The sequence below is a fragment of the Streptomyces paradoxus genome (genome assembly GCF_014202475.1).
Lineage (GTDB): Bacteria > Actinomycetota > Actinomycetes > Streptomycetales > Streptomycetaceae > Streptomyces > Streptomyces paradoxus.
In genome coordinates this window covers 77303-99480 of the sequence record NZ_JACHGV010000006.1, presented here as the reverse complement: position 1 = coordinate 99480, position 22178 = coordinate 77303, and the positions used below count along the sequence as shown (strand labels likewise).

Below are 22178 nucleotides of genomic sequence, written 5' to 3'. Positions count from 1 at the left end.
GGCATGGCGTGAGGCCCGGCTCCCCTCGGGGAGCCGGGCCTTGCCGTGTCCCCGGGGCCTGCCGCGGGGGCGCCGCTTGTCAGTGGCGTTTGGTAAGAATGCAAGCGTGAGCAGCGAGAACGAAGAGGCGGGCGGCGGGGCCGAAGGGGCGCCGCCCGAGCAGCTCGCGCTCATCCGGGACAGTGTGCGCAAGGCCAAGGTCCCCCGGGCCAAACCGCGGACCTGGCGGGGGGCCGCGCTCGCCAAGGAGCTCCCCGTCGCACGCGTCCTCGTCGACAAGGGCGTCCTGCATCTCGACCGGTACTTCGACTACGCCGTGCCCGAGGAGCTGGACGCGGACGCCCGGCCGGGCGTGCGGGTGCGGGTGCGTTTCGGGGCCGGACGGCATCGCGTGCGGGACGGGCGGCGCGAGGGCGGCGGACTGATCGACGGGTTCCTCGTCGAGCGGCTGGCCGAGTCCGACTACGCCGGGCCGCTGGCAGCCCTCGCCCAGGTCGTGTCACCCGAGCAGGTGCTGAGCGGGGAACTGCTGGGGCTGGCCCGGGCGGTCGCCGACCGGTACGCGGGCAGCCTCGCCGACGTCCTGCAACTCGCCGTACCGCCGCGCAACGCCCGGGCCGAGCAGCGCCCCTCACCCGACCCGCTGCCCCCGCCCCCGGCGCCCGACGCGCAGTCCTGGCAGCGGTACGATCGCGGACCGGCCTTCCTGGGGTCGCTGGCCTCCGGCGGAGCGCCCCGGGCCGTGTGGAACGCGCTGCCCGGGCCGCAGTGGAGCGACGAGCTGGCCCGGGCGATCGCCGCGACGCTGGCCTCCGGGCGCGGGGCGCTCGCCGTCCTGCCCGACGGTCGCGCGGTCGCGCGGGTCGACGCCGCTCTGACCTCCCTGCTGGGGCAGGGGCGGCACGCGGTGCTCACCGCCGACGCCGGCCCCGAGAAGCGGTACGCGCAGTGGCTCGCGGTGCGGCGCGGTTCCGTGCGGGCCGTGATCGGAACCCGGGCCGCGATGTTCGCGCCGGTCCAGGACCTCGGGCTGGTCGCCCTCTGGGACGACGGCGACGACAGCCACAGCGAGCAGCACGCCCCGCAGCCCCACGCCCGCGAGGTGCTCCTGCTGCGGGCCGCGCAGGACAAGTGCGGTTTCCTGCTGGGGAGCTGGGGCTGCACGGTGGAGGCCGCGCAGCTCGTCGAGAGCGGCTGGGCGCGGCCGCTCGTCGCCGGCCGGGACCAGGTCCGGGCAGCCGCTCCGCTCGTCCGGACCGTCGGGGACCAGGATCTCGCCCGCGACGAGGCCGCCCGGGCCGCCCGGCTGCCGACCCTCGCCTGGCAGGCCGTCAGGGAGGGCCTGCGGCACGGCCCGGTGCTGGTGCAGGTGCCCCGCAGGGGGTACGTGCCGCGCATGGCGTGTGCCGACTGCCGGGCGCCCGCGCGGTGCCGGCACTGCTCCGGGCCGCTGGAGGCGCCGGACGGCGGTGCGCTGAACTGCGGGTGGTGCGGACGCGAGGAGAGCGGCTGGCACTGCCCGGACTGCGGTTCCTTCCGCCTGCGCGCCTCGGTCGTCGGGGCGCGGCGGACCGCCGAGGAGCTGGGCCGGGCCTTCCCCGCCGTACCGGTGCGAACCTCGGGGCGGGAGCATGTGCTCGACACGGTGCCGGGGGCGCCCGCGCTGGTGGTGAGCACGCCGGGGGCCGAGCCCGTCGCCGAGGGCGGGTATGCGGCGGCGCTGCTGCTGGACGGCTGGGCCATGCTCGGGCGGCCCGATCTGCGGGCCGGGGAGGACGCGTTGCGGCGGTGGATCGCGGCCGCGGCCCTCGTCCGGCCGCAGTCGGACGGCGGCACGGTGGTGGTCGTGGCCGAGCCGACGCTGCGGCCCGTACAGGCGCTCGTGCGGTGGGATCCCGTCGGCCATGCGGTGCGGGAGCTCGCCGAGCGGGCCGAGCTGGGATTTCCGCCGGTGTCGCGGATGGCGGCCGTGTCGGGCCCGCCGGAGGCGGTGGCCGACTTTCTCCGTACGGCCGAACTGCCGCCCGAGGCCGAGGTGCTGGGGCCGGTGCCGCTGCCCGTCCCCGCCGCCGGGCGGCCGCGGCGGGCGGGGGCGCCGCCGCCGGGGGAGCAGTGGGAGCGGGCGTTGCTGCGGGTGCCGCCGGGGCGGGGGGCCGCGCTGGCCACCGCGCTCAAGACCGCGCAGGCCGCGCGAATGGCCCGGGGGAGCGGAAGCGGGCCCGGAGTGTGGGTGCGGGTCGATCCTGCCGACATCGGGTGATGCGTGGCCCGCGGTGGCGGGAGCCCGCCGGGGCCGGGCATCCGGCCATCGGCCGGGTATGCGACTGCCCTCCCGGGGTCTTCCGGGAGGGCAGGGCAGAGGGGGCCGTCAGCCGTTGCGGGGGCCCGGGAAAGCCGTGGGCCTGACGTCGTCGCGGAGAGCGGGGCTGCCTGCTGTCGGCTGCGTGGGCATGGAGCGGGCCGCGGGGACCGTCGGGACCGTGGGCAGGCCGGTGGTCACATTGACCGAGCGGCCGCCCGCCGGCATCGGCTCCGGCGTGCGCTCCGGCTCGGGCGTGGCCGACGGGGCCGTGGCACGGCGGGAGCCGTAACGGCGGTGGACCGCCTGCTTGGTGACTCCGAGTGCGGAACCCACCGCGTCCCAGGAGAAGCCGAGCGAGCGGTCGAAGTCCACGGCCGCTGTGACCAGGGTCTCGACACTGTCCCGCAGTTCCTGCGCGAGACGTACCGTCGGGGCGGGGGCGCGTCCGTAGACGACGAAGCCCGTGGAGGGGCCGGAGCGGCGCGGGCGGTAGACGTTGCCCAACTGGGCGGTGAGGGTGCGCAGTGCGTCCACCTGCCGGCGGACCCGCTCGATGTCCCGCACCAGCAAGTGCAGGCTGGCCCGAGCCTGGGCGTCGTGGGTTGCGTGGTCGGCCATGAACAAGCCTCTCGAACCGGCGTTGAAAGGAATGGGCCGCGATCGCGGCCCGTTGTGGTCAACTCTGTCTTGACAACGCGGATTCGCTCCGCTGGTCACGGTGTGGGGGCGCGGGGGCATACGCGTGCGCCTGTTTGCGCGGAGTGTGCGCCTTGGCCTCCGGCCATCGGCTCGTGTCTTCGGCCCGCGCACCGCCCGTCACCGTCACTCGGCAGGCCCGGGTCTCCCGTGGTGGGGGGCGAGCGCCGTCGGCGGCTTTTCGTTCCCGGCTCCTAGACTTGTGTGCTGCCCGTCGTTCGCCCCCGCCCGAGAGGCCCCCACCATCCCATGAAGCTCGTCTTCGCCGGTACACCCGAGGTCGCCGTTCCCGCCCTGGACGCTCTGCTCGCCTCCGGACGCCACGAGGTGGCCGCCGTCGTCACGCGGCCCGACGCGCCGGCCGGGCGCGGACGCAGGCTCGTCGCGTCGCCCGTCGCCGAGCGGGCGGAGGAGGCCGGGATCGAGGTGCTGAAGCCGGTGAAGCCGAAGGACCCCGAGTTCCTCGAGCGGATGCGGGAGATCGGGCCGGACTGCTGCCCCGTCGTCGCTTACGGAGCACTGCTGCCCCGGGTCGCGCTCGACATCCCCGCGCACGGCTGGGTCAATCTGCACTTCTCCCTGCTCCCGGCCTGGCGCGGTGCCGCACCCGTGCAGCACGCCATCATGGCCGGCGACGAGATCACCGGGGCGTCGACGTTCCTGATCGAGGAGGGGCTCGACTCCGGGCCGGTGTACGGCACGGTGACCGAGGAGATCCGGGCCACGGACACCAGCGGTGACCTGCTGACGCGGCTGGCGTTCGCCGGTGCCGGGCTGCTCGCGGCGACCATGGACGGCATCGAGGACGGCACGCTGAAGGCCGTACCGCAGCCGGCCGAGGGGATCAGCCTCGCCCCGAAGGTCAACGTCGAGGACGCGCACCTCGACTGGAACGCACCCGCGCTGCGCGTCGACCGGATGGTGCGGGGCTGCACCCCGGCTCCCGGCGCCTGGACCACCTTCCGCGGTGAGCGGCTCAAGCTCATCCAGGTCGCCCCTGTGCCCGACCGGACGGACCTCGCCCCCGGACAGATCGCCGCCGGGAAGAACAACGTGTATGCCGGGACCGGCTCGTACGGCGTCGAGCTGCTGTGGGTGCAGGCCCAGGGCAAGAAGCCGATGCGGGCGGCGGACTGGGCCCGCGGGGTGCGCATCGGCGAGGGCGAGCGGCTCGGGGGCTGACGCCGGAGTGGCGCCCGGCCGGCTGGCCGGGTGTCGTTTGTTGCCGGTCGCGTCCCGCTCGGCGGCAGAAGCCGGAGCGGCGCCCGGTGACGTGGCCAGGCGCCCCGCTGCCGGTCACGCCCCGGTCCCGGCGGCGTAGGCTGGACGGCGCACTTCTTCTCACCCCCGGAGCACCTTTTTCGTGAGCGAACAGCCCCGTCGAGCCCGCACGTCAGGCAAGCCCTACCGCCGGCCCAAGAAGGACCCCGTCCGCATCCTCGCCTTCGAGGCCCTGAGGGCCGTGGACGAGCGGGACGCCTACGCCAACCTCGTTCTCCCGCCCCTGCTGCGCAAGGCCCGGGAGAAGGAGGGGCCCGAGAAGTTCGACGCCCGGGACGCGGCGCTCGCCACGGAGCTGGTGTACGGGACGCTGCGGCGGCGGGGCACGTACGACGCGATCATCGCGACCTGTGTCGACCGGCCGCTCGGCGAGGTCGACCCGCCGGTGCTGGACGTGCTCAGCCTGGGCGCGCACCAGCTGCTGGGCACGCGCATCCCGACCCACGCGGCCGTGTCCGCCACCGTCGAACTCGCCCGGGTCGTGCTCGGCGACGGGCGGGCCAAGTTCGTCAACGCCGTGCTGCGCAAGGTCGCGCAGGACGATCTGGACGGCTGGCTGGAGCGGGTCGCACCGCCCTACGACGACGACCCCGAGGACCATCTCGCCGTCGTCCACTCGCATCCCCGGTGGGTCGTGTCCGCCCTGTGGGACTCCCTCGGCGGCGGGCGCGACGGCGTCGAGGAGCTGCTGCGCGCCGACAACGAGCGGCCCGAGGTGACGCTGGTGGCGCGGCCCGGGCGGGCCACCGCCGAGGAACTGCTCCACGAGGACGCCGCCGTGCCGGGACGCTGGTCGCCCTACGCGGTGCGGCTGACCGAGGGCGGGGAACCGGGGGCCATCACCGCCGTGCGGGACGGGCGGGCCGGCGTGCAGGACGAGGGCAGTCAGCTCGTGGCGATCGCCCTCGCCAACGCGCCCCTGGACGGGCCCGACCGGCGCTGGCTGGACGGGTGCGCGGGGCCCGGCGGCAAGGCGGCGCTGCTCGGCGCGCTGGCCGCCGAGCGGGGTGCGCTGCTGGTCGCCTCCGAGAAGCAGACCCACCGCGCCGGGCTGGTGGCCAGGGCCCTGGACGGCAATCCCGGTCCGTACCAGGTGATCGCCGCCGACGGGACCCGTCCCGCATGGCGGCCCGGCAGTTTCGACCGCGTGCTCGTCGACGTGCCGTGCACCGGCCTCGGTGCCCTGCGCCGCCGCCCCGAGGCACGCTGGCGGCGCCGCCCGGAGGACCTGGAGGGCTTCGCGCCGCTGCAGCGCGGGCTGCTGCGCACCGCCCTGGAGTCCGTGCGGGTCGGGGGAGTCGTGGGCTACGCGACCTGCTCGCCGCACCTCGCCGAGACCCGGGCCGTCGTCGCCGACGTGCTCAAGCAGCACCCGGACACCGACCTCGTCGACGCCCGGCCGCTGCTGCCCGGCGTACCGGACCTCGGCGAGGGGCCCGACGTGCAGCTGTGGCCGCATCTGCACGGCACCGACGCGATGTACCTCGCGCTCATCCGCCGGACCGGCTGACCCCCACCCCGGCGTCCTCCCGGGCCGCCGCACCGCCGTCCTCCCTGGCCAGCCGGTGCGGCCACCACACCTTCGGGCCGACGTCCAGGAACAGGGACGTCACCAGCACCGAGCGCACGATGAAGGTGTCGATGAGGACGCCGAGGGCGACCGTGAAGCCGATCTCGGCGAAGGCGACCATCGGGAGGGTGCCGAGGGCCGCGAACGTGCCGGCCAGCACCAGGCCCGCCGAGGTGATGACCGCGCCGGTGGCGGCCAGGCCGGTGACCACGCCCGCTCTGGTGCCCTGGCGGACCGCCTCCTCGCGGATACGGGTCGTCAGGAAGATGTTGTAGTCGATGCCCAGGGCGACCAGGAACACGAACACGAACAGCGGGAAGTCGGTCGCCTCGCCCGCGTAGTCGAAGACGTACCGGAACGCGAGCGCGCTGATGCCGAGGGCCGCCGTGAACGACAGGATCACCGTGCCGATCAGCAGCAGCGGGGCGGTCAGGGCCCGGAGCAGGACGCAGAGGATCAGCAGGACGACCACCAGCACCAGCGGGATGATCAGCACGTTGTCGTGCGTGGTCGCCTTGTCCATGTCGAGCAGGGCCGCCGTGCCGCCGCCCACCTTGGCGTCGGCGTCCGGCACCGCGTGCACGGCGTCCCGCACCCGCTCCACCGTCTGCTTGGCGGCCTCGCTGTCCGCCGGGGCGGTCATGGTGGCCTCGAAGAGGACCTTGCCCTCGAAGGCCGGTTTCGTGCCGGGCGGCAGCCCGAGGGACTGGGGGACCACCCCCGGCGTCTGCGCGACCGCCCGGCCCACCTGCACGGCCTGCGCCTGGTTGCTGACGACGACCAGCGGATCACCGCTGCCCGCCGGGAAGTAGCGCGCCGACACCTCCTGGCCGGTGATCGAGTCCGGCTTCCCGGTGAAGGCGTCCGCGTTGCTGATGCCCTCCGCGCGCAGCTGGATCAGGCCCAGGGAGCAGACCGCCAGGGCGAGCGTCGTGACGGCCCAGGTCATGCGCGGGCGGCGGGCGATACGGCGGCCCGTGCGCGCCCAGATGCCGCGCTCGGTCGGTTCGGGAGAGCCCAGGTGCGGGATCACCGGCCAGAAGATCCACCGGCCGAAGATCACCAGCAGCGCCGGGAACAGGCTCATCATCGCGAGCAGGGCGACGGCTACACCGATCGCGGCGACCGGGCCCAGGCCGCTGGTCGAGTTCATCTCGGCGGTCAGCAGCACCAGCATGCTCAGGACGACCGTCGCGCCCGAGGCGAGCACGGCCGGACCGGCGCGGTGCAGGGCCAGGGCCATCGCCTCGTGCCGGTCCTCGTGGCGGCGCAGCTCCTCCCGGTAGCGGGCGACCAGCAGCAGGGCGTAGTCCGTCCCGGCGCCGAAGACGAGCACCGTGAGGATGCCGGCGCTCTGGCCGTTGACCGTCAGGCCCGCGTGCTCGGCCAGCAGGTAGATCAGCGCCTGCGCGGCGAACAGTGCGCAGACCACCGCGACCAGGGGGACCACCAGGAGCGTCAGGCTGCGGTAGGTGATGAGCAGCATGACGACGACGACCGCCATCGCCGAGAACAGCAGGGTCGAGTCGATGCCCTCGAAGGCCTCCGCGAAGTCCGCCGAGGTGCCGCCCGGGCCGGTGATGTGCACGCTCAGCCCGTCGCCGCCGGTACCGACGTCGTCCCGGATGGACTCCACGGCGGGTGAGATCCGCTCCCATCCCTCCTCGTCCATCATGATCGGCACGAAGACCTGAGCCGCCCGCGGGTCGGTCTGCCGGTCGAACACCGGCCCCCGCGTCTGCTCACCGATGATGCCGTGGTCACGCAGCTGCTTGAGCTGTGTGACGTCCTCGGCGATCTCCGCCCGGTCCTGCGGCGTCAGGCCGCTCTCCCGCGCGTAGATCACCACCGCAGGGATCTGCTCCGGCCGGAAGTCCTCGGAGATCTCCAGCACCTGCGTCGACTCGGCGGACCCCGGCAGCCAGGACGCCGCGTCGTTGTCCTGGGCGTCGGTCAGCTTCATGGCGAACGGCGCGGCGATGAACAGCACGACCACCCACAGGACCAGAACCAGCCACTTGGCCCGCCGCCCGCAGACCAGATGCGCGACGCCCTGCTTCATTTCAACCCCCTCGGCGGCAGCGCCCCGCAAGGGGCGCGGGGAACTGCGCGAGCAACCCACGACGGCCCCCGGTCGACGTACCACCAGTCCCACCCGGGACCGATGCCCACAACCCCCGGAGGGCATGGCAGTCTTAGGACATGGCCGCGCAGATCAACCCCAGCATCCTGTCCGCAGACTTCGCCCGCCTCGCGGACGAGGCGAAGGCCGTGGAAGGAGCCGACTGGCTCCACGTCGACGTCATGGACAACCATTTCGTCCCGAACCTCACGCTCGGCGTGCCGGTCGTAGAGTCGCTCGCCCGTGCGACGGACACCCCGCTGGACTGCCACCTGATGATCGAGGCCCCCGATCGCTGGGCGCCCCAGTACGTGGAAGCGGGGGCCGGTTCCGTCACCTTCCACGTCGAGGCCGCCGCCGCTCCCGTCCGGCTCGCCCGTGAGATCCGGGCCAAGGGCGCCCGCGCCTCCATGGCGCTGAAGCCCGCGACCCCCATCGAGCCGTACGAGGACCTGCTCCCCGAGCTCGACATGCTGCTGATCATGACCGTCGAACCGGGCTTCGGGGGACAGGCCTTCCTCGACATCATGCTTCCGAAGATTCGCCGCACCCGCGAGTTGATCAGCAAGCACGGACTGGAGCTCTGGCTCCAGGTCGACGGCGGAGTTTCCGCTTCCACCATCGAGCGGTGCGCGGACGCCGGAGCCGACGTCTTCGTGGCCGGATCGGCGGTCTACGGGGCAAACGACCCGGCAGAGGCGGTACGTGCACTACGCACCCAGGCGGAGGCGACGACGGCGAAGGCCTCCTGGGCCTGCGACCACTGAGCCACAGCAAAGTGAACGGCTCTCATCAGGGCTGATCATCCGCGCCGGATCTGCAAGGATGAACGGCGAATCCAGAGTGTGAACAGCAGTGAGGAGATCGCCGTGTCGGGTATGTCGGCGGGCCGGTCAGCCATGCGGATGGGACCCGCTGAGCTGGTGCAGGCGGCGGCCATGGCCCGCCGCTTCTACCTCGAGGGCAAGTCCAAGATCCAGATCGCGGAGGAGTTCGGCGTCAGCCGCTTCAAGGTGGCCCGGGTCCTGGAGACCGCTCTCGAACGGGATCTCGTGCGTATCGAGATCCGTGTGCCCGCCGAGCTGGACGCCGAGCGCTCGGACGCGCTCCGCGCCCGCTACGGCCTCAGGCACGCTGTCGTGGTCGAGTCCCCGGCCGAGGCCGAGGAGACGCCCGACCCCGAGAACCTGGGAGAGGTGGCCGCCGACCTGCTCGGCGAACTGGTCAACGAAGGTGATGTGCTGGGCCTGGCCTGGGGCCGCTCCACCATCCACATGGCGGCGGCGCTCGACCGGCTGCCGCCGTGCACGGTGGTGCAGCTGACGGGCGTGTACGACGCCGGGACCGCCGAGCGCGGTTCGGTGGAGGCGGTGCGCCGCGCCGCCCAGGTGGCCGGCGGGGACGCCCACCCCATCTACGCGCCCATGCTGCTGCCCGACGCGGCCACGGCCGCGGCGCTGCGCAACCAGACGGGCATCGCCCGGGCCTTCGAGCACTTCGACAAGGTCACCGTCGCCTGTGTCTCCATCGGTTCCTGGGAGCCGGGCATCTCCACGGTGCACGACATGCTCAGTGACGAGGAGCGGGCGCACTACGCGTCCCTCGGGGTCGCCGCCGAGATGTCCGCGCACCTCTTCGACGCCGAGGGCCGCCGGGTCGGCCGGGACCTGGGCGAGCGGTGCATCACGGTGAAGGCCGACCAGCTCCGGCGGATCCCCGAGGTCGTCGCGATCGCGGGCGGGCAGCGCAAGGGACCCGCGATCGACGCCGTGCTGCGGTCCGGGCTCGTCACCAGCCTCGTGACGGACACGTCGGCCGCGGACTACCTGATGACGGCCGGACCGGCGCCGAAGTCCGCGCTCAACCGGTCCGACCCGGACGGAGTCTGACAGGTGCTCGGTGAGTCGCGCGGGGTGCCGGAGGACCCGGCGGGCCGGATCGTGGTCGTCCTGGACCTGGGCGGGGTCACGGACAAGGCGGCCCTCATGGACCGCTGCGCCCGCGATCTGGCCCTGCCCGACTGGTTCGGCCGCAACTGGGACGCCCTCGCCGACTCCATGGCCGACCCCGCCCTCTGGCCCGAGGGGGCCGGGGAGCGGGGCCTGCTGGTCGTCGTCCAGGGCTGGCGGAAGTACGCCGAGACGCGGCCCGAGGAGTGGCAGGTCGCCGAGGAGATCTTCGCCGAGGCGACGGACCGGGGCCCCGGGCTGTTCGTGACCCTCGGCCTTGGAGAATCCTCCGAGAGCCTCCCTGACCAGCCTGGATGATCCGCTGGGGGTGGTTCGGGCGTCGGCCATGGGAGAATGAAGTACGTGCTCTTTCCCCCTGGCCGGCCGGTCCGGGGGTCACCTCTGATCGACTGGGATGTGCAGCACGTGCGTTTCCTCAATGACATCCAGCCCGGGTACGACCTGACGTACGACGACGTCTTCATGGTGCCGAGCCGCTCCGCGGTGGGTTCGCGGCAGGCCGTCGACCTCAGCTCCCCGGACGGCACGGGCACCACCATCCCGCTCGTCGTCGCCAACATGACCGCCATCGCCGGCCGCCGGATGGCCGAGACCGTGGCCCGCCGCGGCGGCCTCGTGGTGATACCGCAGGACATCCCGAACGACGTGGTCACCGACGTCGTCTCCTGGGTGAAGAGCCGCCATCTGGTGCTGGACACCCCGATCATCCTGTCCCCGCACCAGACCGTCGCCGACGCGCTGGGGCTGCTGCCCAAGCGGGCGCACAACGCCGGTGTCGTCGTCGACGAGAACCACAAGCCCATCGGCGTGGTCACCGACTCCGACCTCTCCGGCGTCGACCGCTTCACGCAGCTCGCCGAGGTCATGTCCCGGGACCTGCTGCTCATCGACGCGGACCAGGACCCGGGAGAGGCCTTCAACACCCTCGACCACGCCAACCGCCGCTACGCCCCGGCCGTGAACCAGGACGGCACGCTCGCCGGCATCCTGACCCGCAAGGGCGCCCTGCGCGCCACGCTCTACGCGCCGGCCACCGACGCGCAGGGGCGGCTGCGCATCGCCGCCGCCGTCGGCATCAACGGCGACGTCGCGGGCAAGGCCAAGGAGCTGCTGGACGCGGGCGTCGACGCCCTCGTCATCGACACGGCGCACGGTCACCAGGAGTCGATGATCAGCGCCCTGAAGCTGGTGCGCGACCTCGACCCGCAGGTGCCGATCGTCGCGGGCAACGTGGTCGCCGCCGCGGGTGTGCGCGACCTGATCGAGGCCGGCGCGGACATCGTCAAGGTCGGTGTCGGCCCCGGCGCCATGTGCACCACGCGCATGATGACCGGCGTCGGCCGGCCGCAGTTCTCCGCCGTCCTGGAATGCGCCGCCGAAGCGAAGAAGTACGGCAAGCACGTGTGGGCCGACGGCGGTGTCCGCCACCCCCGCGACGTGGCCATGGCCCTCGCGGCCGGCGCGTCCAACGTGATGGTCGGCTCCTGGTTCGCGGGCACCTACGAGTCCCCGGGCGACCTCCAGCACGACGCCCAGGGCCGCGCCTACAAGGAGTCCTTCGGCATGGCCTCCGCGCGCGCCGTGCGCAACCGCACCTCGGAGGAGTCGGCGTACGACCGCGCCCGCAAGGCGCTGTTCGAGGAGGGCATCTCCACCTCCCGCATGTTCCTCGACCCGGCCCGCCCGGGCGTCGAGGACCTGATCGACTCGATCATCGCGGGCGTCCGCTCCTCCTGCACCTACGCCGGTGCAGGCTCCCTGGAGGAGTTCGCCGAGAAGGCCATCGTCGGCATCCAGAGCGCGGCGGGCTACGCCGAGGGCAAGCCCCTGCACGCGAGCTGGAGCTGACGGCCCCGGCGCCCCCTGCCACGGCCCCCGCCGACCCGCCCCGCGGGACGGCGGGGGCCGTTGTCGTCGGTACCTCTTCACGGCCTGTGAAGCGTCCGGTGCAACACTCCACAGCCGTCCCGCAACGAACACCCACCCAGCCCCCGGTAACGCAATGATCGTGCACGGATGCGCAAGGTTGCTGCATTTCGAGAGCAACGCCGTTGCTCATAGGCTGTCGCCTCGTACGTGGCGTGGCGGGGACTCCGCTCGGTGGGTCCCTGCTCAAGGGTGCCCGCGGTCCCCGCCGCCCTGACCGGCAGCGATAAGGAGCCAAGCGCGTGCTCGACCAAGGTGCACCCCCGCAGGATCCAGGCCAGACAGCCGCCCCCGCGTCCCCCGGCATCGGTGCCCGCCTCATGCGCCGCAAGCCCGTGGAACGCCTGGTCGCGGAAGGTGGCCAGGGTGAGGGAGGGTCGCTGCGCCGCACCCTCGGGCTGTGGCAGCTCACCATGATCAGCATCGGTGCCACCCTCGGCACCGGCATCTTCGTCGTCCTCGGCGAGGCCGTCCCCAAGGCGGGCCCGGCCGTCACGCTCGCCTTCGTGATCGCCGGCCTCACCGCCCTCTTCTCGGCCCTGTCCTACGCCGAACTGGCCGGTTCCATCCCGGTCTCCGGCTCGTCGTACTCGTATGCGTACGCAACGATGGGCGAGCTCATCGCCTGGATATGCGGCTGGTGTCTGGTCCTGGAGTACGGCGTGTCGGTCGCCGCCGTCGCCGTCGGCTGGGGCGAATACCTCAACGAACTGCTCGACGGGACCATCGGCGTCACCATCCCGGCCGCCCTGTCCGCCCCGCCCGGCGACGGTGGCATGTTCAACCTGCCGGCGCTGATCGTCGTGCTGCTCGCGATGGCGTTCCTGCTGGGCGGCGCCCGCGAGTCCGCCCGCGCCAACACCGTCATGGTCATCGTGAAGATCGCCGCGCTGGTGATGTTCTGCGCCATCGGCGTCCAGGGCTTCCGCTCCGGCAACTACGAGAACTTCATGCCGCTCGGCATGGCCGGGGTCAGCGCCGCCGGTGCCACCCTGTTCTTCTCCTACATCGGCTTCGACGCCGCCTCCACCGCCGGTGAGGAGGCGAAGAACGCCCAGCGCGACCTGCCCCGCGCGATCATGCTGTCGCTGGTCGTCGTCACCGCGCTGTACGTCCTCGTCGCCGCCGTCGCCGTCGGTGCCAAGCCCTGGCAGAACTTCACCGACTCCGAGGCCGCCCTCGCCCAGATCATGCGCGAGGTCACCGGGCAGACCTTCTGGGGCACGCTGCTCGCCTTCTGCGCCGTCATCGCCATCGCCAGCGTCGTGCTGACCGTGCTGTACGGCCAGACCCGCATCCTGTTCGCCATGTCCCGCGACGGGCTCGTGCCCAAGGTGTTCGCCAAGGTCCACCCGAAGACCGGCGCCCCCCGCGCCAACACCCTGATCGTGTCGCTGTTCTGTGGTGTCCTGGCCGCCGCGATCCCGCTCGGCCACCTCGCCGACGCCACCAGCATCGGCACCCTGTTCGCCTTCGCCCTCGTCAACGTGGCCGTCGTGGTGCTGCGCCGGACCAAGCCGGACATGCCCCGCACCTTCCGGGTGCCGCTCTCGCCGGTCCTGCCCGCGCTGGGCTTCGCCTTCTGCGTCTGGATGATGGGCAGCCTGTCGACCGTGACCTGGGTGGTCTTCGGTGTCTGGATGGCCGCCGGGCTCGTGTTCTACTTCGTGTACGGCTTCCGCCGTTCCCGACTCGCGCCATCCGAGAAGTGATCGACCCACTGTGCTGAACGATCTCGACGAACGCATCGTGCACGCCCTCGCCGAGGACGCCCGCCGCTCCTACGCCGACATCGGCTCACTCGTCGGCCTGTCCGCGCCCGCCGTGAAACGGCGCGTGGACCGGCTGCGGGCCACCGGAGCCATCACCGGCTTCACCGTACGGGTGGACCCGGGCGCCCTCGGCTGGGAGACCGAGGGGTTCGTCGAGATCTACTGCCGCGGGAACACCTCCCCGGAGACGATCCAGCGGGGCCTGGAGCGCTACCAGGAGGTCGTGGCCGCGTCCACCGTCACCGGGGACGCGGACGCGATCGTCCAGGTCTTCGCCTCCGACATGCGCCACTTCGAACGGGTCCTGGAGCGGATCGCCGGGGAGCCGTTCGTCGAGCGGACCAAGTCCGTGCTCGTGCTCTCGCCGCTGCTGCGGCGCTTCTCGTCCGGGTCGCCCACGTAAGTCACTGGCCCGGCCCCCGCGCCGGGCCTAGCATCGGTGCCATGACCTGGCGACATTGATCCACCAGCCGTGCCTCCCGAGGACCGCCTCGGACGCCGCACCTCCGGCGTCCGATCCGTCCTTCCGGGAAGGCCCCATGACACTCTCACCCGCACGCGTGCCCGCCACCGGTGTCCGCCGTCTGACGACCACGCTGTACGGCTACGCGTTCCTCGACGACTTCGTCCTGCTCTACCCGGTGTACGCGCTGCTGTTCGCCGACACCGGCCTGTCGCTCTGGCAGATCTCCTCGCTGTTCGCCCTGTGGTCGATCACCTCGGTCGTGCTGGAAGTGCCCTCCGGCGCCTGGGCCGACGCCGTCTCGCGCCGCAGGCTGCTCTGGATCGGCCCGCTGCTCACCGCCGCCGGCTTCGCGCTGTGGGTGGCCGTCCCGTCGTACGGGGCCTTCGCGGTGGGCTTCATCCTGTGGGGCGCGGGCGGGGCGCTCGGCTCCGGCGCTCTGGAGGCGCTGGTCTACGACGAGCTCGACCGGCTCGGTGCCGCCGACCGGTACGCGCGGACCATGGGCCGGGCCCGGGCCGCGCGGCTGCTGGGCACCGTGGCATCCATCGGCCTGGCGGGGCCCGTCTTCGCGCAGGGCGGCTACGCGGCCGTCGGAGCCGCGAGCTTCCTGGCCTGTGTGCTGACCGCCGTCACCGCGACCCGGTTCCCCGAACACCGGGTGCGGGCGGAGAACGCGGGTGACACCTGGGCGACGACCCTGCGGACCGGACTCACCCAGGTCCGCGGGGACCGTTCGGTGCGCGGCGCCCTGCTGCTGGTCCCGGCCGTGGCCGCGGTGTGGGGCGCACTCGACGAGTACACCCCCCTGCTGGTCCGCGACATCGGCGTCGCCGAGGCGACGGTGCCCTACCTGATCATGCTGATCTGGGCCGGCGTCACCCTCGGCAGCCTGCTGGCCGGACCGGCCGAACGCCTCGGTACGGGCGGGCTCGCGGTGCTGCTCGCGGGCGCCGCCCTCGCCCTGGCCGTGGGAGCCGCGTCCCGCTCCCTGGCCGGTATCGCCCTCGTGAGCCTCGCCTTCGCCGGGTTCCAGCTGGCCGAGGTCCTCGCCGACGTCCGTCTCCAGCACCGCATCGACGAGTCCCGCCGGGCCACGCTCACCTCCGTGGCGAGCCTGGGCACCGAGCTGGCCACCGTCGCCACGTTCGGCGTGTACGCGCTGCTCGGCACGGACGCGCCGCACGGCACGGTCTTCGCGGTGCTGGCGTTCCCCTACCTGGTGACGGCCCTGGTATTGGCTAGAGCTCGGGCTGCCACGGCACGACCCTGAAGTCGCCCGTCCCCTTCTGGACCTTCTCGAAGGGGGCGGAGCTCACGCACTTCGGAGGCTCGTTGCCCTCGCCGGGACGGCCCGTCGAGGCCCAGCTGTAGCCGAGCCGGTCGTGGCGGCCGAGGTCGTGGACGGTGACGCCGACGCGCTTGCCCTCGGCGCCCGGCAGGTCCGATTTGGTGATCACACCGGAGACGACGGCCACCTTGCCGCCGGTGACCAGGCAGTCGACCTCGACCTCCGCCCGGGCGCCGGAGCCGTTCAGGTAGTGGCTGAACTCGAAGGTGCCGGTGGCCTTCAGCGGATCGGCCTTGTCCTTCGCGGCCAGATGCGCGTCGAACGAGAACGTGATGTCGTCCCCGGCCGAGCGGTACAGCTTGGCGGTGCCGGTGAGGGCCGCGGCCTCCCGCTGCCGGGGCGCGTCCGACGCGGTCGCGGCCGAGGCCGCCCCGGCGGTGAGCAGCAGCGCGGAGCCGAGCACGACGATCTTCGTACGGCGCTTCATTTCGGTCCTTTCCGCAGGTCGACTGAACAGCCCCAACTCTCCCGGCCCGGCGCGGCCGGGACATCGAGCGCAGGGCGGGACCCTGTCTCCGCCGCACGGCGGGGGAGACGGGACGGACCCCGGCTCCGAGGAGGAGCCGGGCTACGACTCTCGGCGCGCAACGAATCGCCGCCCGCCCCCGGACGCACGCAACGAACCGTTCACCGGCGCGCAACGGCTCCTTCTTGTCCGCCCTGGTCAGCGGCCCGTACCGTCTAGGTGGCCCCTCCAACCACCCTTCCGCCCGGTGAGGAACACGCATGCGCACCGCCCTGCTCCAGAGCTCCGGCCGACCCGGCTCCACCGCCGAGAACCTCAAGGTCCTCGACGAGGCCGCGGGCCGGGCCGCCGCCGCGGGCGCGGGGCTGCTCGTGACGCCGGAGATGTTCCTGACCGGGTACGCGATCGGCGACGCCATCGGCCGCCTCGCCGAGCCCGCCGACGGCGACTGCGCGGACGCGGTCGCCGAGATCGCCACGAACCACGGCCTGGCGATCGCCTACGCGTACCCCGAGCGCGACGGCGACGCCGTGTTCAACTCCGCCCAGCTGATCTCCGCCGACGGCACCCGGCTCGCGAACTACCGCAAGACCCACCTCTTCGGCTGCTTCGAGCGCGACCACTTCACGCCCGGCGACCAGCCGGTCGTCCAAGCCGAGATCGACGGCCTCCGGGTCGGCATCCTGATCTGCTACGACGTGGAGTTCCCGGAGAACGTCCGCGCCCACGCCCTCGCCGGCACCGACCTGCTCGTCGTCCCGACCGCGCAGATGCACCCGTTCCAGTTCGTCGCCGAGTCGATGATCCCGGTGCGCGCCTTCGAGAACCAGATGTACGTCGCGTACGTCAACCGGGCCGGACAGGAGGGCGAGTTCGAGTTCGTGGGCCTGTCCACGCTCGCCGGCCCCGACGGGATCGCCCGCACCCGGGCCGGACGCGGTGAGGAACTCGTGCTCGCCGACGTCGACCCGGCCTTCCTCGCCGCGTCGCGCGAGAACAACCCGTATCTGCGGGACCGGCGGCCCGGCCTGTACGGCCCGCTCGTCTGAATCCCCCCTGAACCCGAACCGCCCGTTCGTCCCCGTGCAAGGAGTCCGTACCCCATGACGTCCACCGTGCCCAACGCCGTCGAGCACGCAGACGCGCAGCAGCCGCCGATCACCATGTTCGGCCCGGACTTTCCGTACGCGTACGACGACTTCCTCGCCCACCCGGCGGGCCTCGGGCAGATACCCGCGACCGCGCACGGCACGGAGGTCGCGGTCATCGGCGGCGGCCTGTCCGGCATCGTCGCCGCGTACGAGCTGATGAAGATGGGCCTCAAGCCGGTCGTGTACGAGGCCGACCAGATCGGCGGCCGGCTGCGGACGGTGGGCTTCGACGGCTGCGACGAGTCCCTCACCGCCGAGATGGGCGCGATGCGCTTCCCGCCGTCCTCCACGGCCCTCCAGCACTACATCGACCTCGTCGGCCTGGAGACCCGGTCCTTCCCCAACCCCCTCGCCGAGGCGACCCCCTCGACCGTCGTCGACCTCAAGGGTGAGTCGCACTACGCCGAGACGATCGACGACCTGCCCCAGGTCTACCGGGACGTCGCCGAGGCCTGGAACCGGTGCCTGGAGGAGGGTGCCGACTTCTCCGACATGAACCGCGCCCTGCGCGAGCGGGACGTGCCGCGCATCCGCGAGATCTGGTCCCGGCTCGTCGAAAAGCTCGACAACCAGACCTTCTACGGCTTCCTCTGCGACTCCGAGGCGTTCAAGTCCTTCCGGCACCGCGAGATCTTCGGCCAGGTCGGCTTCGGCACGGGCGGCTGGGACACCGACTTCCCCAACTCCATCCTGGAGATCCTGCGCGTCGTCTACACCGAGGCCGACGACCACCACCGCGGCATCGTCGGCGGCTCGCAGCAGCTGCCGCTGCGCCTGTGGGAGCGCGAGCCGCAGAAGATCGTCCACTGGGCCCGGGGCACCTCGCTCGCGAGCCTGCACGAGGGCGGCGAGCCCCGCCCGGCCGTGACCCGGCTGCACCGCACCGCCGGCAACCGCATCACGGTGACCGACGCCGACGGCGACATCCGCACCTTCCAGGCGGCCATCTTCACCGCACAGTCCTGGATGCTGCTGTCGAAGATCGCCTGCGACGACTCGCTCTTCCCGATCGACCACTGGACGGCGATCGAGCGCACGCACTACATGGAGAGCTCCAAGCTGTTCGTGCCGGTGGACCGGCCGTTCTGGCTGGACAAGGACGAGGAGACCGGCCGGGACGTCATGTCGATGACGCTCACCGACCGTATGACGCGCGGTACTTACCTGCTCGACGACGGCCCGGACAAGCCCGCCGTCATCTGCCTCTCCTACACCTGGTGCGACGACAGCCTGAAGTGGCTGCCGCTGTCCGCGAACGAGCGGATGGAGGTCATGCTGAAGTCGCTCGGCGAGATCTATCCCAAGGTCGACATCCGGAAGCACATCATCGGCAACCCGGTGACGGTCTCCTGGGAGAACGAGCCCTACTTCATGGGCGCGTTCAAGGCCAACCTCCCCGGCCACTACCGCTACCAGCGGCGCCTGTTCACGCACTTCATGCAGGACCGGCTGCCCGAGGACAAGCGCGGCATCTTCCTCGCCGGCGACGACATCTCCTGGACGGCCGGCTGGGCCGAGGGTGCCATCCAGACCGCCCTCAACGCGGTCTGGGGCGTCATGCACCACCTCGGCGGCACGACCGACCCGACCAACCCGGGCCCCGGCGACGTCTACGACGAGATCGCCCCCGTCGAACTGCCGGAGGACTAGAGGGCTCCCGCCCCCAGGAACCGCGGCGGCGGTTCGCTCAGGGGCGTGAGCAGCATGCGCCCCGCGAAGCCCACCGCCGTGTCCAGGCGTTCCGTGAACTCGTCCGCGACATCGGGGAGTTCACGCAGGGCCCACAGGGCCCGGGCCGCCGTCCAGGCGGCGTCCCGGGCGCGGTCCAGGCTCCACGAGCCGAGCAGGTGGGTCAGCGGGTCGGCGATACGGAACAGGTCGGGGCCCGGCATCAGATCGTCGCGGATGCGCTCCTCCAGCGAGACGAGGAGATCGCCCACCATGTCGAACTCGTCCTCCAGATCGACGGGTGCGCAGCGGAGCGTACGGCAGGTGTCCACGACGGCCAGCGCGAGATCGTGCCCGATGTGCGCGTTGATGCCCGCCAGCGCGAACTGCAACGGACGTACCCCGGGATGGCGGCGGAACTGGAACAGCGGCCGCCAGCAGGCCGGCGGACGCCGCTCGTCCGCCACCGACTCGACGGCCGCCAGGTACCGCCGCGCGAACCGTACGTCCAGCGTGAGCGCGGCGTGGGCGTCCGCGAACCGCCCGGTGTCGACGTACCGGTCCACCGCCTCCGTCACGGCGAGGTAGACGCGGTTGAAGACCGCCACCCCGTCCCGTGGGTGCAGGGCCGCGTCGAGCGCGCGCATACGGGAGATGACGGCGTCGACCGGAGTGTCCACGGCTGGGGGGACTTGTTCGCATCGCGGCATGCGGGCAGAGTCGCAGCTCTAGGCTGGCGGGAGCACCGGCGGGCCGGGGGCTTCCCCGAAACGGGGGAACCGCGCCCGCCGCAGGGGGAGGGGGAGCAGCAGCGTGTCAGGCTCGCGTGCGCAGCGCCTGGCCGCCCGCAGGGCCGGGCGCAGGCGCGCCGCCCGGCGTGGCGCGATGGTCGTGGCGGCCTCGCTCGTCGTCGTGGCGGGCGCGGTCGCGGGGGCCGTCGCCGCGTTCGACGACGGCGGACGGGCCTCCGACGAGGCCGGGCCTCCCGAGGTGTCGGCCTCGCCCCGTCCGGCCCCCTTGCCGGCCGTGCCGTCGCCGTCCCCGACCGCCACCGCCGGATCCGCCTCCCCCTCGCCGTCCCCCTCCGCACGCCGGACCCAGGGCCCCACTTCGGCGCAGCCGGAGAAGAAGAAGCAGGAGCGCACCACCACCGTGGCCGGACGGCTCTACCGCCACCCCGACTCCCAGGTCCTCGACTGGGTCCGCTCCCACTCCGGCGACCCCCGGCACGCGGTCATCGCGTCCCGTATCGCCGAGCAGCCCGCGGCCGTCTGGTTCGCCGACTACTCGCCGCAGACCGTCACCGCCCGGGTCGCCGCGGTGACCTCGGGCGGTGCCGCGCTGGGCCGGGTACCCGTCGTCGTGCCGTACGCGATCCCCGGCCGGGACTGCGGCGGCCACTCCCAGGGCGGGGCGCCCGGCCTGGACGCCTACGACGCCTGGATCGACCGGTTCGCGGCCGGGCTGGGCTCCGGCGAGGTCATCGTCGTCCTGGAGCCCGACTCCGTCGCCCAGGCCGAGTGCCTCTCCGCCGGTGAACGCGCGGACCGCTTCGCCTCGCTGGCCCGGGCCGGCCGCGTCCTGAAGGCGGCAAACCCCCGGGCCCGGGTCTACTTCGACGCCGGACACTCGGGCTGGAACGCGCCCGGCAAACAGGCGGCGTGGCTCAGGCAGGCCGGTGCCGCCTCGCCCGAATCCTCCGACGGCATCTTCAGCAACGTCTCCAACTTCCACACCACCGCCGACGAGGTCGCCTACGACCGGCGAGTGCTGGACGCGCTAGGCGGCCCGGCAAGCCTCAGCGCGGTCATCGACACCAGCCGCAACGGCAACGGCGCCCCGGCCGACGGCGAGTGGTGCGACCCGGCGGGCCGCAGACTCGGCCGGACCCCGACCCTGAGCACCGGCGAGGCCCGGATCGACGGCTACCTGTGGGTGAAGCTGCCGGGGGAGTCGGACGGCTGCAAGGGCCGACCGGGGACGTTCACGGCCTCGTACGCCTACGACCTGGCGTCGTCGTAGGAGGAGGTGCCCTCGTCCAGCAGCGGCGCCTGTGTCTTCAAGTGGGCCGGGGCGAAGGCCCGCAGGGCGTGGTAGCCGGTGATGACCACCACCGTGCCGAGCGCGATGCCGCTCAGCGAGAACGTGTCCGAGAACTTCAGGGAGACGTTGCCGACGCCGATGATGATGCCGGCCGCCGCCGGGACCAGGTTCAGCGGATTGCGCAGGTCCACCTCGGCGTTGATCCAGATCTGCGCGCCGAGCAGGCCGATCATGCCGTACAGGATGACGGTGATGCCGCCGAGGACCCCGCCCGGGATCGCCGCGACGACCGCGCCGAACTTCGGGCAGACGCCGAAGAGCAGAGCGAAACCGGCAGCGGCCCAGTAGGCGGCCGTCGAGTACACGCGGGTCGCGGCCATCACGCCGATGTTCTCGGAGTACGTGGTGTTGGGCGGGCCGCCGACCGCGGTGGACAGCATCGAGCCGACGCCGTCGGCCGCGATCGCCGTGCCGAGCTTGTCGTCCAGCGAGTCGCCGGTCATCTCGCCGACCGCCTTCACGTGCCCGGCGTTCTCCGCGACCAGCGCGATGACGACCGGCAGGGCGACCAGGATCGCCGACCACTCGAAGGACGGGGCGTGCAGCGTCGGCAGCCCGATCCAGTCGGCCTGGCCCACGCCGGAGAGGTCCAGCCGCCAGTGGTCGGTGACCTTGCCGCTCGCGTCCACGGAGTGGATCTTGCCGAAGACCAGGTCGAACACCCAGGAGATGCCGTACCCGAAGACCAGCCCCAGGAAGATCGCGATGCGGGACCAGAAGCCGCGCAGGCAGACCACCGCCAGACCGGTGGACAGCATCACCAGCAGGGCCGTCCACTGGTCCTGCGGCCAGTACGTCGAGGCCGTCACCGGCGCCAGGTTGAAGCCGATCAGCATCACCACCGCGCCGGTCACGATCGGCGGCATGGTGGCGTGGATGATCCGCGCCCCGAAGCGTCGTACGGCCAGCCCCACCAGGAACAGCGCGCCCCCGACGACGAACACCGCTCCCGTGACGGTCGCGCTGCTGCCTCCTTGCGCCCGGATGACCGCCGCCACGCCGACGAAGGAGAGGGAGCAGCCGAGATAACTGGGCACGCTGCCGCGGGTGGCGAGCAGGAACACGACGGTCGCGACGCCCGACATCATGATCGCGAGGTTCGGGTCGAGACCCATCAGAACCGGGGCGACGAAGGACGCACCGAACATCGCCACGACATGCTGGGCGCCCAGTCCGGCCGTGCGCGGCCAGGAGAGCCGCTCGTCGGGGCGGACCACGGCGCCGGGCGCCGGGATCTTTCCGTCGCCGTGCAGTTTCCAGCGGACGCCGAGATCCATGGTGCGGTTTCGCTTTCGTCGTGCGTGCGAGTGTCCGGACCATTGTCGGGGTGCGCCCAC

At 72.7% G+C, this 22178-nt stretch carries 18 protein-coding genes; 13 read left to right on the top strand and 5 right to left on the bottom strand.

Annotated elements, in window-relative coordinates; genetic code table 11:
- Window positions 1-106 precede the first annotated feature (106 nt).
- Window positions 107-2260, top strand: a complete 2154-nt coding sequence (locus HNR57_RS20780; protein WP_184561544.1) for a primosomal protein N' — start codon at window positions 107-109, stop codon at window positions 2258-2260.
- Between the two features lie 108 nt (window positions 2261-2368).
- On the opposite strand, the gene HNR57_RS20775 is transcribed toward HNR57_RS20780, so the two are convergent.
- On the bottom strand, window positions 2369-2920 hold the full coding sequence (locus HNR57_RS20775; RefSeq protein WP_184561543.1) for a hypothetical protein: 552 nt from the start codon (window positions 2918-2920) through the stop codon (window positions 2369-2371).
- A 327-nt stretch (window positions 2921-3247) separates the two neighbouring features.
- Here HNR57_RS20775 and fmt point away from each other — a divergent pair, with 327 nt between their 5' ends.
- Together fmt and HNR57_RS20765 are read left to right on the top strand one after the other, a co-directional pair.
- Window positions 3248-4180, top strand: coding sequence for a methionyl-tRNA formyltransferase (gene fmt, locus HNR57_RS20770; protein ID WP_184561541.1), 933 nt, complete (start codon window positions 3248-3250; stop codon window positions 4178-4180).
- Window positions 4181-4361: 181 nt separating this feature from the next.
- Window positions 4362-5789 carry an RsmB/NOP family class I SAM-dependent RNA methyltransferase gene (locus HNR57_RS20765; RefSeq protein WP_184561539.1) on the top strand — a complete coding sequence of 476 codons (1428 nt, stop codon included), beginning with the start codon at window positions 4362-4364 and terminating at the stop codon, window positions 5787-5789.
- Here the strand turns inward: HNR57_RS20765 and HNR57_RS20760 are convergent.
- Window positions 5770-7911 carry an MMPL family transporter gene (locus tag HNR57_RS20760; RefSeq protein WP_184561537.1) on the bottom strand — a complete coding sequence of 714 codons (2142 nt, stop codon included), beginning with the start codon at window positions 7909-7911 and terminating at the stop codon, window positions 5770-5772. The two genes, HNR57_RS20765 and HNR57_RS20760, sit on opposite strands and share 20 nt — an antisense overlap.
- Before the next feature lie 140 nt (window positions 7912-8051).
- On the opposite strand from HNR57_RS20760, the gene rpe reads away from it, so the two are divergent.
- The 7 genes from rpe to HNR57_RS20725 all read left to right on the top strand — a co-directional run bounded on the left by rpe (window position 8052) and on the right by HNR57_RS20725 (window position 15375).
- A complete protein-coding gene (rpe, locus tag HNR57_RS20755; protein ID WP_184561535.1) occupies window positions 8052-8738 on the top strand; it encodes a ribulose-phosphate 3-epimerase in 687 nt (228 codons plus the stop codon).
- Window positions 8739-8816: 78 nt separating this feature from the next.
- Window positions 8817-9860 (top strand): sugar-binding transcriptional regulator, encoded by a 1044-nt coding sequence (locus tag HNR57_RS20750; RefSeq protein WP_184561533.1) that lies wholly within the window; start codon window positions 8817-8819, stop codon window positions 9858-9860.
- A gap of 24 nt (window positions 9861-9884) precedes the next feature.
- Window positions 9885-10238 carry a barstar family protein gene (locus HNR57_RS20745; protein ID WP_184562191.1) on the top strand — a complete coding sequence of 118 codons (354 nt, stop codon included), beginning with the start codon at window positions 9885-9887 and terminating at the stop codon, window positions 10236-10238.
- Window positions 10239-10346: 108 nt separating this feature from the next.
- Window positions 10347-11789: a GuaB1 family IMP dehydrogenase-related protein gene (locus HNR57_RS20740; RefSeq protein ID WP_184561531.1), complete on the top strand. Its 1443-nt coding sequence runs from the start codon at window positions 10347-10349 to the stop codon at window positions 11787-11789.
- Between the two features lie 320 nt (window positions 11790-12109).
- A complete protein-coding gene (locus tag HNR57_RS20735) occupies window positions 12110-13579 on the top strand; it encodes an amino acid permease (protein WP_184561528.1) in 1470 nt (489 codons plus the stop codon).
- A 10-nt stretch (window positions 13580-13589) separates the two neighbouring features.
- Window positions 13590-14042, top strand: coding sequence for an Lrp/AsnC family transcriptional regulator (locus tag HNR57_RS20730; protein WP_033309687.1), 453 nt, complete (start codon window positions 13590-13592; stop codon window positions 14040-14042).
- A gap of 136 nt (window positions 14043-14178) precedes the next feature.
- Window positions 14179-15375 (top strand): MFS transporter, encoded by a 1197-nt coding sequence (locus tag HNR57_RS20725; protein WP_184561526.1) that lies wholly within the window; start codon window positions 14179-14181, stop codon window positions 15373-15375.
- On the opposite strand, the gene HNR57_RS20720 is transcribed toward HNR57_RS20725, so the two are convergent.
- Window positions 15344-15880, bottom strand: a complete 537-nt coding sequence (locus tag HNR57_RS20720; protein ID WP_184561524.1) for a Repetin — start codon at window positions 15878-15880, stop codon at window positions 15344-15346. The genes HNR57_RS20725 and HNR57_RS20720 overlap by 32 nt on opposite strands.
- A 299-nt stretch (window positions 15881-16179) precedes the next feature.
- Here HNR57_RS20720 and HNR57_RS20715 point away from each other — a divergent pair, with 299 nt between their 5' ends.
- Together HNR57_RS20715 and HNR57_RS20710 are read left to right on the top strand one after the other, a co-directional pair.
- Complete coding sequence (locus tag HNR57_RS20715; protein ID WP_184561522.1) at window positions 16180-16968, top strand: carbon-nitrogen hydrolase family protein; 789 nt, start codon at window positions 16180-16182, stop codon at window positions 16966-16968.
- Between the two features lie 54 nt (window positions 16969-17022).
- Window positions 17023-18720: a flavin monoamine oxidase family protein gene (locus tag HNR57_RS20710; protein ID WP_184561520.1), complete on the top strand. Its 1698-nt coding sequence runs from the start codon at window positions 17023-17025 to the stop codon at window positions 18718-18720.
- Here the strand turns inward: HNR57_RS20710 and HNR57_RS20705 are convergent.
- Window positions 18717-19448 (bottom strand): DUF5995 family protein, encoded by a 732-nt coding sequence (locus tag HNR57_RS20705; protein WP_184561518.1) that lies wholly within the window; start codon window positions 19446-19448, stop codon window positions 18717-18719. The two genes, HNR57_RS20710 and HNR57_RS20705, sit on opposite strands and share 4 nt — an antisense overlap.
- A gap of 175 nt (window positions 19449-19623) precedes the next feature.
- On the opposite strand from HNR57_RS20705, the gene HNR57_RS20700 reads away from it, so the two are divergent.
- The gene (locus HNR57_RS20700; RefSeq protein WP_184562189.1) at window positions 19624-20760 is read left to right on the top strand and encodes a glycoside hydrolase family 6 protein; all 1137 of its coding nucleotides are present in this window, start codon (window positions 19624-19626) and stop codon (window positions 20758-20760) included.
- Here HNR57_RS20700 and HNR57_RS20695 read toward each other — a convergent pair.
- Window positions 20739-22118, bottom strand: a complete 1380-nt coding sequence (locus tag HNR57_RS20695) for a uracil-xanthine permease family protein (protein ID WP_184561517.1) — start codon at window positions 22116-22118, stop codon at window positions 20739-20741. The genes HNR57_RS20700 and HNR57_RS20695 overlap by 22 nt on opposite strands.
- Between the last annotated feature and the right edge of the window lie 60 nt (window positions 22119-22178).

Bases quoted from the DNA above. Each gene is read 5' to 3' on its own strand.
- HNR57_RS20775 (WP_184561543.1), bottom strand. From the start codon at position 2,920: ATGGCCGACCACGCAACCCACGACGCCCAGGCTCGGGCCAGCCTGCAC.
- fmt (WP_184561541.1), top strand. From the start codon at position 3,248: ATGAAGCTCGTCTTCGCCGGTACACCCGAGGTCGCCGTTCCCGCCCTG.
- HNR57_RS20760 (WP_184561537.1), bottom strand. From the start codon at position 7,911: ATGAAGCAGGGCGTCGCGCATCTGGTCTGCGGGCGGCGGGCCAAGTGG.
- rpe (WP_184561535.1), top strand. From the start codon at position 8,052: ATGGCCGCGCAGATCAACCCCAGCATCCTGTCCGCAGACTTCGCCCGC.
- HNR57_RS20725 (WP_184561526.1), top strand. From the start codon at position 14,179: ATGACACTCTCACCCGCACGCGTGCCCGCCACCGGTGTCCGCCGTCTG.
- HNR57_RS20720 (WP_184561524.1), bottom strand. From the start codon at position 15,880: ATGAAGCGCCGTACGAAGATCGTCGTGCTCGGCTCCGCGCTGCTGCTC.
- HNR57_RS20715 (WP_184561522.1), top strand. From the start codon at position 16,180: ATGCGCACCGCCCTGCTCCAGAGCTCCGGCCGACCCGGCTCCACCGCC.
- HNR57_RS20710 (WP_184561520.1), top strand. From the start codon at position 17,023: ATGACGTCCACCGTGCCCAACGCCGTCGAGCACGCAGACGCGCAGCAG.
- HNR57_RS20705 (WP_184561518.1), bottom strand. From the start codon at position 19,448: ATGCCGCGATGCGAACAAGTCCCCCCAGCCGTGGACACTCCGGTCGAC.
- HNR57_RS20700 (WP_184562189.1), top strand. From the start codon at position 19,624: ATGGTCGTGGCGGCCTCGCTCGTCGTCGTGGCGGGCGCGGTCGCGGGG.
- HNR57_RS20695 (WP_184561517.1), bottom strand. From the start codon at position 22,118: ATGGATCTCGGCGTCCGCTGGAAACTGCACGGCGACGGAAAGATCCCG.